13 protein-coding genes and 1 rRNA gene are annotated in these 11,794 nt (G+C 68.1%); 3 read left to right on the top strand and 11 right to left on the bottom strand.

What is annotated here, in order from left to right; all coding sequences use genetic code 11:
• Nucleotides 1–113, top strand: a 5S ribosomal RNA gene (gene rrf / locus GC106_RS45885); the annotation flags it as partial.
• A gap of 106 nt (nucleotides 114–219) precedes the next feature.
• Here rrf and GC106_RS45880 read toward each other — a convergent pair.
• From GC106_RS45880 to GC106_RS45865, 4 genes are all read right to left on the bottom strand, one after another.
• Nucleotides 220–798 carry an N-acetylmuramoyl-L-alanine amidase gene (locus GC106_RS45880; RefSeq protein WP_173142489.1) on the bottom strand — a complete coding sequence of 193 codons (579 nt, stop codon included), beginning with the start codon at nucleotides 796–798 and terminating at the stop codon, nucleotides 220–222.
• A 32-nt stretch (nucleotides 799–830) separates the two neighbouring features.
• A complete protein-coding gene (locus GC106_RS45875) occupies nucleotides 831–1,670 on the bottom strand; it encodes an alpha/beta fold hydrolase (protein ID WP_173142488.1) in 840 nt (279 codons plus the stop codon).
• A gap of 201 nt (nucleotides 1,671–1,871) precedes the next feature.
• Nucleotides 1,872–2,225 (bottom strand): histone-like nucleoid-structuring protein Lsr2, encoded by a 354-nt coding sequence (locus GC106_RS45870; protein ID WP_173142487.1) that lies wholly within the window; start codon nucleotides 2,223–2,225, stop codon nucleotides 1,872–1,874.
• A 224-nt stretch (nucleotides 2,226–2,449) separates the two neighbouring features.
• Nucleotides 2,450–3,739 (bottom strand): hypothetical protein, encoded by a 1,290-nt coding sequence (locus GC106_RS45865; protein WP_173142486.1) that lies wholly within the window; start codon nucleotides 3,737–3,739, stop codon nucleotides 2,450–2,452.
• Between the two features lie 337 nt (nucleotides 3,740–4,076).
• On the opposite strand from GC106_RS45865, the gene GC106_RS45860 reads away from it, so the two are divergent.
• Both GC106_RS45860 and GC106_RS45855 read left to right on the top strand, forming a co-directional pair.
• Complete coding sequence (locus GC106_RS45860; RefSeq protein ID WP_173142485.1) at nucleotides 4,077–4,580, top strand: DUF3145 domain-containing protein; 504 nt, start codon at nucleotides 4,077–4,079, stop codon at nucleotides 4,578–4,580.
• Between the two features lie 33 nt (nucleotides 4,581–4,613).
• Nucleotides 4,614–5,231, top strand: a complete 618-nt coding sequence (locus tag GC106_RS45855) for a hypothetical protein (RefSeq protein ID WP_173142484.1) — start codon at nucleotides 4,614–4,616, stop codon at nucleotides 5,229–5,231.
• On the opposite strand, the gene GC106_RS45850 is transcribed toward GC106_RS45855, so the two are convergent.
• Genes GC106_RS45850 through GC106_RS45820 form a run of 7 tightly spaced genes read right to left on the bottom strand, consistent with a single transcriptional unit; the run spans nucleotide 5,220 to nucleotide 11,794 of the window.
• Nucleotides 5,220–5,966: a nucleoside phosphorylase gene (locus GC106_RS45850; RefSeq protein WP_173142483.1), complete on the bottom strand. Its 747-nt coding sequence runs from the start codon at nucleotides 5,964–5,966 to the stop codon at nucleotides 5,220–5,222. The genes GC106_RS45855 and GC106_RS45850 overlap by 12 nt on opposite strands.
• Nucleotides 5,959–6,828 carry a carbohydrate kinase family protein gene (locus GC106_RS45845; protein ID WP_173142482.1) on the bottom strand — a complete coding sequence of 290 codons (870 nt, stop codon included), beginning with the start codon at nucleotides 6,826–6,828 and terminating at the stop codon, nucleotides 5,959–5,961. The genes GC106_RS45850 and GC106_RS45845 overlap by 8 nt, the downstream gene beginning before the upstream one ends.
• Nucleotides 6,825–7,391 carry a cysteine hydrolase family protein gene (locus GC106_RS45840; RefSeq protein WP_173142481.1) on the bottom strand — a complete coding sequence of 189 codons (567 nt, stop codon included), beginning with the start codon at nucleotides 7,389–7,391 and terminating at the stop codon, nucleotides 6,825–6,827. Before GC106_RS45840 ends, GC106_RS45845 begins: the two co-directional genes overlap by 4 nt.
• A 3-nt stretch (nucleotides 7,392–7,394) precedes the next feature.
• Nucleotides 7,395–8,261, bottom strand: a complete 867-nt coding sequence (locus GC106_RS45835; RefSeq protein WP_217281810.1) for an ABC transporter permease — start codon at nucleotides 8,259–8,261, stop codon at nucleotides 7,395–7,397.
• Nucleotides 8,258–9,235 carry an ABC transporter permease gene (locus GC106_RS45830; protein ID WP_173142480.1) on the bottom strand — a complete coding sequence of 326 codons (978 nt, stop codon included), beginning with the start codon at nucleotides 9,233–9,235 and terminating at the stop codon, nucleotides 8,258–8,260. Before GC106_RS45830 ends, GC106_RS45835 begins: the two co-directional genes overlap by 4 nt.
• Before the next feature lie 38 nt (nucleotides 9,236–9,273).
• A complete protein-coding gene (locus tag GC106_RS45825; protein ID WP_173142479.1) occupies nucleotides 9,274–10,737 on the bottom strand; it encodes an ABC transporter ATP-binding protein in 1,464 nt (487 codons plus the stop codon).
• Between the two features lie 7 nt (nucleotides 10,738–10,744).
• On the bottom strand, nucleotides 10,745–11,794 hold the full coding sequence (locus GC106_RS45820) for a BMP family lipoprotein (protein WP_173142478.1): 1,050 nt from the start codon (nucleotides 11,792–11,794) through the stop codon (nucleotides 10,745–10,747).

Below are 11,794 nucleotides of genomic sequence, written 5' to 3'. Positions count from 1 at the left end.
GTGATAATAGCGAAGAGGAAACGCCCGGTCCCATTCCGAACCCGGAAGCTAAGCTCTTCAGCGCCGATGGTACTGCACTGGGTACGGTGTGGGAGAGTAGGTCGTCGCCGTAATTTATTTCCGGAAGGGCCCCACAGGTATCTGTGGGGCCTTTTCCGCATGTCATGCTCGTGAGTGTTTAACCGTGTTCTAACCCGGATAAACACTCACGAGGGAAGGTCAGTTGTTGACCAGGCGCAGGTACCTGGTCCAGTCCCAGAGCGGGCCTGGGTCGGTGTGTGTCGCGCCTGGCACTTCGTTGTGGCCGATGATGTGGCTGCGGTCCTTGGGGATGCGGTACTTGTCGCAGATCGCCCGGGTCAGTGCCGCGGAGGCCGCGTACATCTGGGCGGTGAACCACTGGGGCTGGTCCACCCAGCCTTCGTGTTCGATGCCGATGCTGCGGGTGTTGTAGTTCCAGTTGCCCGCGTGCCAGCCGATGTCCTTCTCCCGGACCAGCTGCGCGATATGGCCGTCACCGGACCGGACGAGGTAGTGCGACGAGACCTTCCGTGCCGGGTCCTGGAAGATCGCGATCGCGTCCCGGTAGTACTCCTGGGTCACGTGAATGACCACGACGTTGATCGGGTAGCTGGACGGACGGGTGGACACCGTGAAGTTCGACGAGGTGGCAGGGATCCATTCTGCGCCGGGGTAGTCGACAACAGCGGCCGCCGACGCAGGGGTCCCCAGGGCAGTGGTACCGGCGGCCAGTGCGCCGGCGCCGGCCAGCATGAGGTTTCGGCGGGTGATGCTCATGCTTGGAACGATGACGCCGCGCACGCCGAGTGTCAATCGTTTCCCAAGAGCTTCAACTGATGGTGGGTTGTCAACCATCGTCGGCAGACCGAGAAGACGTACTCGGGCTGTTCCGCGTGTGGGTAGTACCCGGCGCCGCGCACCATTCGCACCTCGGCCGGTCCGCCGAGACGGTCCGCCACGAACCGCGCTTCGGCTTCCGGGCTCTGGTTGGAGTACGCCGGGTCGGCGTCCCCGGAGACGATCAACACCGGACACGTCACGTGCGGCATCGCGAGTTCGCAGTTTTGCGTTCCGGGCCGCAGCATGGCCCGTACGGCCTCGTAGCGTCCGGGTTCGGCGAGGTTCGCGGCGACGGCACGCTGTCTTTCCGGAAAATCCGAAGGCTTGTGCGGGCCCCATAACCATGGCCAGGCGCGGTTCCACAGGTACCGTCCGAACCCTGGCCTGCGGATCAGCCAGCGGCCCACGGCGGCGACGGCGTTCGCGGGGTGCTCACGCATACGTTGTCCGGACAGGACCAGTCCCGCGATCAGGTCGGGGTGGTTGGCCGCGGCCACGACGGCCGCGCCTGCACTGTAGTCACACCCCACGAGCACGGCCGGTCCGGCGTCCAGGGCCTGGATCACCGCCACCATGTCGGCGGCGACGTCCGACTCCGTGTAGGACGGCCAGTCCACCGAGGACTCCCCGAGGCCCCGAAGGTCCATCGTGACGACCGTGTACCCCTCGGCGACGAGGAGCGCGGCCAGGTCCCGGTAGGTGAACCGGAGATCGGCCAGTCCGGGCGCGCAGACCACCAGCGGCCCCTGGCCTTGTACGTCGTACGCCAGCCGGCCGCCCGGTCTGTCCAAGAACTGTGTGGCCGCCACCCGGCTGCCTCTCCTGAAGGGCTGTTCGCTGTCCATAAACCAACGGCATCAGCGCGGCCGATGTCAACAAGGTTCTCACGCGCCGCAACGTGATCGACGCGTGTTGCCACTGAAGGCGACCTCTGGCCGGTGACGGTCTGTCCCAAAGAGAACTCCCCGGCATGCGACTGGTGGCATGCCGGGGAGTTTCCACGAGCCGGGTTATCCGACGCCGTGCGCTTCCTTGAACTCGACGACCAACGCGTGCGGCAGCCTGCCGCGCTCGGCCACGGTCTTGCCTTGCGAACGGGCCCACTCACGGATCGCCTGATTCTGCGCCGCGTCTTCGGCCGACTTCTTTCCCGTCACGTCGCCGCCGGGCGCCAGCCGCTGCTTGCGCCCGCCGATTCGGCGCGCGGCCGCGACATAAGGTTCCAGGGAGTTCCGCAGCCTGGTCGCATTCTCCGTGGAGAGATCGATCTGGAACTCGACGCCGTCGAGCGTGAAGGCGACAGTCTCGTTGGCTATTCCGCCATCCAGGTCGTCGACCAGCTCGACGACGGTCTTCTGTGCCACGGTTCCTCCGTGTGGTGAGTTTCGGTGTAGCCCCAGCCTACTGCCAATGATAACCACGAGGAGGCATGCGAAATAAAGCTGTCCGGCATTTTCTGTGGTTCTTTTCGGGCGCGACCTCGTGTGACCAGGGCGATCCTTTTCCTACGCTCGCGGAGTACCACCGGCTCTTAGCACAACGGCTTCAGCCGCCACTTGATCGGGTTGACAGGATGGCCATTAGGGCATTAAGCAGGCAGGTTGAGTGACCTGGTGGCGGCGGCGAGCAGGTCGGGGTCGTCCGGTGTGGCGGCCTTGTCCAGCCAGACCACCTGAACAATCCGGACTTGCGAGCCGGTCTGCTTTGCCTGATATGCCGCCGACTCGAAGATCGGCCTGCGGTCGTCCGGCCACGGCGTTCCCTGCACCGACGGATCGGTGATGCTGCCGGTACCAGGGGCGGCGGCGAGTTTCAGGAAGGCGTCCGCGACGGTCGCGTCCTGGAATGTGAGGTCGGCGACGAGTACCGCGATTGGCTCATTACCCGCGGTGCTCTCATAGCGTGCCCGGGTCAGTGAGACGCACCGGTTCGCTTGGAGCCAAACTTGCATATCACCGAATGCCCGTGCCGGGCAGTCGGTGTCCGTGACCGTGCCTTTTGGCGTGTAAGGGACACCGTCGACGACTTGGCCGGCTTGTTGTGCGACGGTCACCGAAGTCGTCGGCCCTTCGGTGGTCTGGGGTTCGTCACCGGCCGCGGCGATCGCGACGATGATCCCGACGACCATCAGCAGGCCGACCAGCAGGACGGCGGTGACCGGCAGCCAGCCCAGCTGTTTCGGCGCCGGACGGACGGCGCTGACCGGCCGGGGCGCGTCCGGGGCCACTCGCGGAATCAGCAGCGTGCTGGCCGCGGCCAGGCCGGGATCAGCGGAATTGGCGAACCCCTCGGCCATCAGGTCTTCGGTGCTCAGCGGCGGGTGATCGGGTGCCAGCGCGGCCAGAATGGCATTGGCCCGCTGCGGCGAGCAGCGCCGTTCGTAGACGGCCAGTTCCCGCGCGGCGGTGAGCAACGTGGTCGGCTCCGGGTGCAGGATCCGAATGCCCCTGGCCAGGTCACTGGTCGGCTGGGACACCCGCGAGACGTACGGCCCGACCGCGATGACGGTGCCGACGGGCACCGGTTCGGCGCGTTGTGCCTGTAGCCGCGCCACGACGGCGGTGGCGGCCTGGACGGCCTCGGCCGCCGGGTTCACCGCGCCGTCCGAGCGCACCAGTGGCCAGCCGTCGACCTTCCACTGCCCGTTGACCGGCGCGTCCAGGCGCATCGCGGGATCGGGCAGGTCGACGCCGACGACGACGAGGATGCCCCGCGGCAGGATGACGATCGCGTCGACCGCGTCCGGGCAGTCCGGCGGGCGGCAGCCGATCAGGGCGACCCCGCCGACGACACCCTCACCACGTCCCCATGACGCGAGCGCCGCTCTGACATCGGCACCGACCGCGGACGTCTCGTTACCCAGCCGGATCAGCCGCATGGCACCTCCCCCTGATCACTGCCCCTGCGCATCTGCGCGTGCCACCGTAGCCCCGCCTGCGGATCTCGCTGGAATCGAGGCGTGCAGCAGTGGTCACCGCCACACCGACAGCACGTATCCACTAGTGAACAAGTACCGGTAAGGGCGACACGCCGGAGCGACACGCCGAAAATATCAGCCGATCGGAGTGACTGGTGTGTCTTCTGATCGTTCCTGTGGCGAAATTGCACAGTGAGGAGGCAGAATAGGCGCCGGGTCGACTTGTACACGCGCCTGACCACACGCTCAGCGAGGTCGTAGGGGAAGACGTTTCCTCGTCGAGTAGCGGAGGTCAGCAGTGAGCACAAGTGGCAGCACCCGTGGCGTGGTGTACGTCCACTCGTCGCCGTCTGCGGTTTGTCCGCACGTCGAGTGGGCGATTTCGGGCACCCTGGGTGTCCGGGCCGAGCTGAAGTGGACCGCCCAGCCGGCGGCCGCTGGTCAGCTGCGGTCCGAATGTTCGTGGACCGGCGCCGCAGGCACTGGCGCCAAGCTGGTCCAGGCTCTGCGGGCGTGGCCGATGATCAGGTTCGAGGTCACCGAGGAGCCGAGCGCCGGGGTGGACGGCGAGCGGTTCTGCTTCGCACCGGGCCTGGGTTTGTGGCGCGCCAGGACGTCGGCCAACGGCGACATCGTGGTCGGCGAGGACCAGCTGCGCGCGGTCGCCGCGGCCAGCCGTGGCGGCGAGTCGTTCGTGCACAAGGTCAACGAGATGCTGGGTTCGTCCTGGGACGAGGCACTGGAGCCGTTCCGGCGGGCCGGTGACGGTGCGCCCGTGACCTGGCTGCACAGGGTCGGATAGGCCGGGTGGGCTGATCCATGGCACCCTCGGACTGTGCAAGCAGTCAGGGGGCAGCGCGGGCCGCGGATCTGGGCGGTCGCGCTGGGTGTCGTGGTCATCGCGGCGGCGGGTGGCTTCGCCGCGCGCGAGCTCTACCGGCAACCGGAGACGCACACGGCTGTCCGGGAGCAGATCGTGCCCGTACAGCCGAGCACGTCGGTGCCGTTGGAGCAGCAGCCGGGCTCCGGGATCGTCACGGCGCTCGGTGAGTTCCACGAACACCCGCAGTCGCGTGCGGTGTGGCCGATGCTGCAGACGCACTTCGACTCGATCAACGAGAAGAACTACGACAAGTGGCGGACCACAGTCACCAGGGCGAGGGCGGCCGGGTTCGACGAGCGCACCTGGCGGCTGGACTACCGGTCGACCAGGGACGGCAGCATCCTGGTGCACCGGATGGACTCCGCGCCGGACCGCAAACTCCGGGTGATGGTCAGCTTCACCAGCACCCAGGACATCGCCGACGCGCCGCCTGAGCTGCCTGAGCCGTGCATCCGCTGGCACATCGTGCTCCCGCTGACCCGGGAGGACAACAAGTGGAAGATCGACGTCGGCCCGGAGGGCGCGTCGCCGCGGCACGACAAGTGCGGCGCCGACACGTCAGCCAAGTGACGCCAGGGCGGTCAGCCCGGTGGTCAGCAGGTCCAGTTCGGCCTCGGCGCGCCCGTCGGTGAGTTTCTCCTGGCTCACCCCGTCCACGCTGGCCAGGCACAGCGACGCGGCCTGAGCGCCGACCGCGCGAGCCACCACGAGCACGGCCGAGGTCTCCATGTCGACGGCCTTCACGCCGTACCTGCCGAGCTCGTCCATCCGGGCCCGGGTCGCCGCGGCACGGACAGGGTCGGCGGCGAACATCTCCGTGTAGAAACCGTCGTAGGACGCGATCAGCCCGCAGGTCCACGGCCGCGAACCGGCCTCGAGCGCCGAGCGCAGCGCCATGGTCATCGAATGGTCGGCGATCGCGGGAAAACCAAGTGGCAGATATGTGCCAGACGTGGATTCGTTGCGGACGCCGCCCTCGGCGAGAACCAGCGATCCCAGCGTGGTCCCGCCGATCCCGAGCACAGTCCCCAGGCGCAGGAAACGGCGCACACCCAGCATGGCCAGCTCGTGCAGGACAACCCCGGCAATGGGAGCGCCCATGCCGAACGCGGCGACGGTCACCGGGCGGCCCTGGTACGTGCCGGTCACGGCGCTCAGGCCGCGGTCCTCGTTGAGCACCCGGGCGTTGTCGAGCAGCGTCGCCGCCTTCGTGACGCGGCCACGGTCCCCGACCAGCACAGCGCGGTCGGCGACCTCGTCAGCAGAACAGCGGAGGAACCACGCCCGTTCTGTCGGATCACCCATTGACGGGCAGCCGCTCGAGCAGCATCCCGGTCGCGGCCTCGACACCGCGCGTGGCGGCCTGCCGGGTGTCGTCGGGGTGCTCCAGCAGACTGGCGACCATCCCGGCGAAGAACATGTCGCCGGCGCCGGTCGTGTCCACCGCGTCGATCTCGGTGCACGGAACCATGTCGTGCAGGTCGCCGCGCCAGATGCGGACACCGGCCGGGCCGTGCGTCTCGGCCAGCAACGCGTCCGGCCGCGTGCGCTCCAGCAGGGTGCGGGGCGCGACGATCCGGTCCAGGAACACGCGCTCACGGGCGCTGAAACTGACGACGCTGGCGCGTGCCAGGATCCGGTGCACGACACCGGGGGAGTACGCGTCCGGGTCGCCCTTGACACCCCACGCCAGCTGCTGATCGTCGGTGAGCAGGTCGAGCACTTCGAGGTTGGCCGCGCGCGGGCCGACCATCAGGCACACCCAGTCGCAGTTCTTGACGATCTCGCGCTGCCGGTCGGTCAGGTTGCCCGCCGCGCGGTCGCCCGGGTCGTACACGACGACGGTCTCGCCGTCCGGGCCGTAGAACAGGTAGCACGACGGGGTGCGGATGCTGTCGGTGGAAATCCCGGAGATGTCCACGCCGTACGCGTTGAGCCGGTCGATGTACTCCTTGCCCGGCTCGTCGTCACCGACCCACGTGATCGCGTGCACCTCGTGCCCGGCCGCGGCCAGGCCACGGGCGGCATGCGCGATCCCGCCGATGCCCGGCCACGGGTCGGACAGACGGCGTTTGATCAGGGTGGTCCCGGCGGCCGCACGGAACTCGTCGCACTCCATCGAGTGGTCCATGCTGGCGTATCCGACGACAGCGACCCGGCTGCTCACAGTCGCTCCAATGCCTGCTCGAGCGATACCACGGACCCGAAATAGCGGTCGATGTCCTCGAGCGACGCTTCGGCCAGGTGCGGCCGGTTCGAGTTGGTGGCCTCTTTCACCAAAAGGATCTCATACCCCGCCGCGAAGGCGTCCTGAACTGTCGCGCGCACGCAGACATTGGTCTTGACGCCGGCGAGCACCAGCGTTTCGATGCCTTGCTCGCGGAGCAAAAGATCGAGATCAGTGCCGTAGAACGCGGAGTAGCGCCGCTTGGGCAACTCCACTTCGTTGGGGGCGTCCCGCGGCTCGAATCCCGCCACGTACGGTGACTGGTCGTCACCGATTTCGCAGTGCACGGGAATTTTCTTGTGTTCGAAGTCGGCGAGCCCCGGCCGGTGGCGTTCCACCGCATGGACGATCAGATTGCCCCGTTCGCGTGCCGCGGCCAGGAGTTGCCGCAACGGGTCCAGGATTTTCACCGAGTCCGGGTAGTAGGCGGGTTTGCCCGGCGCGAAAAACGCGTCGAGCACGTCGATCACGACCAGCGCGACCCGATTGTCATTTCCGGCCATGCCTCAGCCTGCCCTTCGAACTCTTCCCCGAACACCGCGGACCGCCGTGGCTGTCAGAACCGCGATGACCACAACATACGGCAGCGTCTGGATCAGCTGGGCGGGCACTCCGGCGGTCTGCAACCGGGCCTGTGCCGCGTCGAACACCGCGAACAACAGGCATGCCAGCGCGGTGGGCAGCGGACGCGCCCTGCCGAAGTAGAACGCGGCCAACGCGATGAACCCGCGCCCAGCCACCATGTTCTCATTGAAAAGCCCCACCTGGCCGAGGACAAGGTGCGATCCGGCGATTCCGGCGAACACGCCGGCGAGCGTGCCAGCTATGTCGCGTATGCCGTTCGCGGGCAATCCGAGGGCGTTGGCGGCGTCGAATCCGTCGCCGGTCGCGCGCAGCCGGAGCCCGGCGACCGTGTTGCGCAACGACCACCCGATCAGCGGGACAAAAATGATTGTCAGCCAGAACAGCGGATCCAGGCCGAGGATTCGCGGCAACGGGTCGAGCCCGGCCACCCGCAATGTCCCGGACACGTCGAAAACGCTGCGCAGCAGGTAGCCGATCAGGCCGCTGAGCACGATGGTGAACCCGAGTCCGGCGATGATCTCGTTCGCGCCGAGCCGGGTGATGCACAACGACATCAGCAACCCGATGAGGCCACCGGCGGCGCCGGCCGCGAGCACCCCGAGCGCCCAGTCACCGGTCGCGCCGGACACGACCGCGCCGACCAGCGCACCGGTCAGCATCTGGCCTTCGAGTCCGATGTTCACCACTCCGCTGACGCGGTGCAGCAGGCCACCCAGCGCGGCCAGGGCGAGGGGCGTCCACAGCAGCAACGCGGACATGAGCAAACCACCGAGCATCGACACCGTCATCGCTGCCTCCACAGGCGGATCACGGCGAACACCATCACGGTGCCGGACAGCACGTCCACGATGTCCAGGGGAATGTCGCTGAACAGCTGGGCCGTCGTGCCCGCGGAGGCCAACGCGCCGAACAGCACCGCGCCGAGCACGACACCGACAGCGCTGTTGCGGCCCAGGAGTGCCACGGCGATGCCGGTGAAGCCGTAGCCGGGGGAGAACCCGTCGACGAACCGGTGCACGACGCCCAACGCGTGCGCGGCGCCGCCGAGGCCCGCGATCGCACCGGAGATCAGCATCGACACGATGATCACACGTCCGACCCGGATGCCCTGGGCGGCGCTGAACCGCGGGTTCAGCCCGGTCTGGCGCAGTTCGTAGCCGAGCACGGAGTGCTTGATCCACACCGCGTACAGCATGACCAGCACCAACGCGATGAGCACGCCCGAGGTCAGCCCGTACGGCGGCAGCAGGTCGGGCAGCCACGCGCTTCGCGGGATCAGCGGTGTCGCCGAGTTCGCGACTCCCTTGGCCTGCAGGAACGCCGTCACCAGCCAGCCGGTCAGCCCGGCGACCACGAAGTTGGACATCAACGTGGTGACGACCTCGTCGACGTTCCAGCGGGCCTTGAGCCAGGCGGGCAACGCGCTGACCAGAACACCCGCGAGCGCCCCCGCCACGCAGCCGGCGAGCAGGCCCGCGTGCAGGGCGACCGTCGCGCCGGTCAGGCCGCCGAGGACGAAGCCGCCCTCGACGCCGACGTTGAACACCCCGGCCCGGAACGCGATCGCCGTGGCCAGGCCGGTGAACAGCAGCGGAGTGGCCGCGCTGAGCGTGGCGGCGATCCGGTCGGTGCCGCCGAACGACTCCCGGACAAGCAGTTGGTAGAACGCCAGCGGGTTGTGCCCGGTGGCCAGCAGCACGGCCCCGCCGATCACCAGCGCGATCACGAACGGCACCACGGCCCGGAAACCGCTGGTCAGCACTCGTGAGTACTTATCAGGGTTAGAACGCGGACAAACACTCACGAGGGGGTCCTGCCGAGCATGAGGGTGCCGATGGCGGTTCGGCTTGCGGGGCCGCCGGGGACCTCACCGGCGACTCGGCCGCCGTGCAGGACGATGATCCGGTCGGACAGGTCCAGCAGCTCGTCGAGTTGCTCGGACACCAGAAGCACGCCGGATCCGTTGTCGCGCAACGCCCTGAGCTTGTCGTGGATGTAGGTCATGCCGAGCACGTCGACGCCGCGGGTCGGCCCGGCGGCCACCAGCAGCTTGGGGTCGCGGTCCAGTTCACGTCCGATCACCACCCGTTGCTGGTTGCCGCCCGACAACGTGCGGGCGACCGCGGTCGTCCGTCCATATCGGACGGAGTAACCGTCGAGCACCCGTTTGGCGTACGCGCGGACCGCCGATGGTTTCAGCCAGCCGTGGCGGCCGAGCGTCCGGTGTGTGCCCGCGATCGTGTTGTCCGCCAGGGACGCGTCCATCGACAGGCCCTCCGACCTGCGGTCACCGGAGATGTACCCGAGCCCGGCCGCTCGTCGCCGGTCCACCGGCAGGGTGCTGATGTCCTGGCCCGCCAGGGTGATCCGGCCGTCGGGCGGCCGCAGGCCGACGACCCGCTCGACGAGTTCGTCCTGCCCGCTGCCCGCGATCCCGGCCACGCCGACGATCTCCCCGGCGCGCACGGACAACGAGACCGAGCCGGCGACCGTCAGCACTTCGTCGCCGGTCACGGCGGACGGCACGAATCCGGTGAATCCCACCTGCTGGCCGACGATCAGCTCGATCAACGACGTGCGGTCCAGGTCGCCCACCGGCCGCGTGGTGATCACCTTGCCGCCACGCAGGACCGTGATCTCGTCGGCGACTGCGAGCACTTCGTCGACTTTGTGGCTGATGAAAACGACTGTGCGGCCGGCTTCCCGCAGGCCACGCAACAGCCGCAACAGGTCGTCGACCTGCGCGGGCGCCAGCGCGGCGGTGGGTTCGTCGAGGATCAGCACGTCCGCGCCGCGCCGCAACGCCCGCAGGATCTCGACCTGCTGCCGGACGCTGATGGACACGTTGTCCGCCAAAGCCGTCCACGGCAGCTCGACGCCCACCCGGGACGCCAGCTCCTCGGCTTCCCCGCGCGCCCTGGCCCAGTCGATCCGCGGGCCGCTGCGTGGTTCCGTGCCCAGGACCAGGTTCTCCAGCAGGGTCAACGACCCGATCATCGCCAGTTCCTGGGGCACCAGGCCGATTCCGTGCCCGATGCCGTCCGCGGGACCACGCAGCCGCACCGGCTGGTCGTTGATCACGACTGTGCCCGAGTCCGGCTGGTCAAGCCCGTAGAGGATACGCATGAGGGTCGTCTTCCCCGCGCCGTTCTCGCCGACGACCGCGTGCACTGTGCCCGCCCGGATCTCGACGCTGACGCCTTCGTTGGCGCGCACGGGACCGAACGCACGTGAGACGTCCCGCGCGCCCAGGCGGACACTCATTCGCAGATCAGCCCTGCAGCCAGGTGGGATAGCCCTGGTCGATCACGTTCCACACCTTGAGCTCACCGGAGATGATCTTCTTCTTCAGGTCGTCGACCTTGGTCCGCACGGATTCCGGGATCTCGTTCTTGGTGAACTCGAACTCCGTCAGGCCCACGGCGCCGTCCGCGAGACCCAGGTTGATCACCTGGCCGCCGGGGAACTTGTTGTCCGCGTACGCCTCGACGACCTTGCGCACCGCCAGGTCGGCCCGCTTGAGCACGCTGGTCAGCACGAACCCGGGAGCCAGCTTGTCCTGGTTGTCGTCGACGCCGATGGCGTAGCGGTTGTTCTTCTTGGCGGCCTCGATCACGCCGGCGCCCGTGCCGCCCGCCACGTGGTACACGATGTCCGCGCCCTGCTGGAACATCGTTTCGGCGAGCTGCGAACCCTTGGTGGGGTCGCCGAACGTGTCGCTGTAGGCGGTGAGCACCTCGACGGACTGGTCGACGCCCTTGGCGCCCTCGATGTAGCCGGACAGGAACTTGTCGATGCCGACCGACTTCGTGCCGCCGATCACGCCGATCTTCTTGTCCGGGTTGATCTTCGGGTTGCCGGTCTGCGTGGTCATCATCGCCGCCAGCGCGCCGGCCAGGTACGACCCGTCGTGCTCGGCGAACAGCACCGACGCGATGTTCGGGCCGTCGATCTTGTTGTTCAGGAACGCCCACTGCACGTTCGGGTACGACGACGCGATGGCCGGCAGGATCTCGCCGTGCGAGAACTCCAGGTCGATCACCAGGCCGTAGCCGGACGTCCCCGCGCGGCGCAGCAGCTGCTCGCCCTGCGCGACCACGTCACTGGACTCGATGTGCTGGCCCTCGACGCCCTTCTCCTTGGTCGCCGCGGTGAAACCGGACATCGCGAGGTCGTTGTACGACTCGTCGCCGAGCCCGCCCTGGGCGATCACCAGAGCGGCCTTCTTGGGCGGCGCCTGCGGGGTCGTCTCCGACGAACACCCGGCCGCCACCAGCGCGACCACGGACACGAGGCTTAACGGGACCAGACGGGTTCGCAT

It is taken from the genome of Kibdelosporangium persicum (genome assembly GCF_013280595.1).
GTDB classification, from domain to species: Bacteria; Actinomycetota; Actinomycetes; order Mycobacteriales; family Pseudonocardiaceae; genus Kibdelosporangium; species Kibdelosporangium persicum.
The sequence above is the reverse complement of the archived record's forward strand: the minus strand, read 5'-3'. Positions and strand labels throughout refer to the sequence as shown.

Bases quoted from the DNA above. Each gene is read 5' to 3' on its own strand.
- GC106_RS45880 (WP_173142489.1), bottom strand. From the start codon at position 798: ATGAGCATCACCCGCCGAAACCTCATGCTGGCCGGCGCCGGCGCACTG.
- GC106_RS45835 (WP_217281810.1), bottom strand. From the start codon at position 8,261: ATGACGGTGTCGATGCTCGGTGGTTTGCTCATGTCCGCGTTGCTGCTG.
- GC106_RS45850 (WP_173142483.1), bottom strand. From the start codon at position 5,966: ATGGGTGATCCGACAGAACGGGCGTGGTTCCTCCGCTGTTCTGCTGAC.
- GC106_RS45840 (WP_173142481.1), bottom strand. From the start codon at position 7,391: ATGGCCGGAAATGACAATCGGGTCGCGCTGGTCGTGATCGACGTGCTC.
- GC106_RS45820 (WP_173142478.1), bottom strand. From the start codon at position 11,794: ATGCGAACCCGTCTGGTCCCGTTAAGCCTCGTGTCCGTGGTCGCGCTG.
- GC106_RS45865 (WP_173142486.1), bottom strand. From the start codon at position 3,739: ATGCGGCTGATCCGGCTGGGTAACGAGACGTCCGCGGTCGGTGCCGAT.
- GC106_RS45825 (WP_173142479.1), bottom strand. From the start codon at position 10,737: ATGAGTGTCCGCCTGGGCGCGCGGGACGTCTCACGTGCGTTCGGTCCC.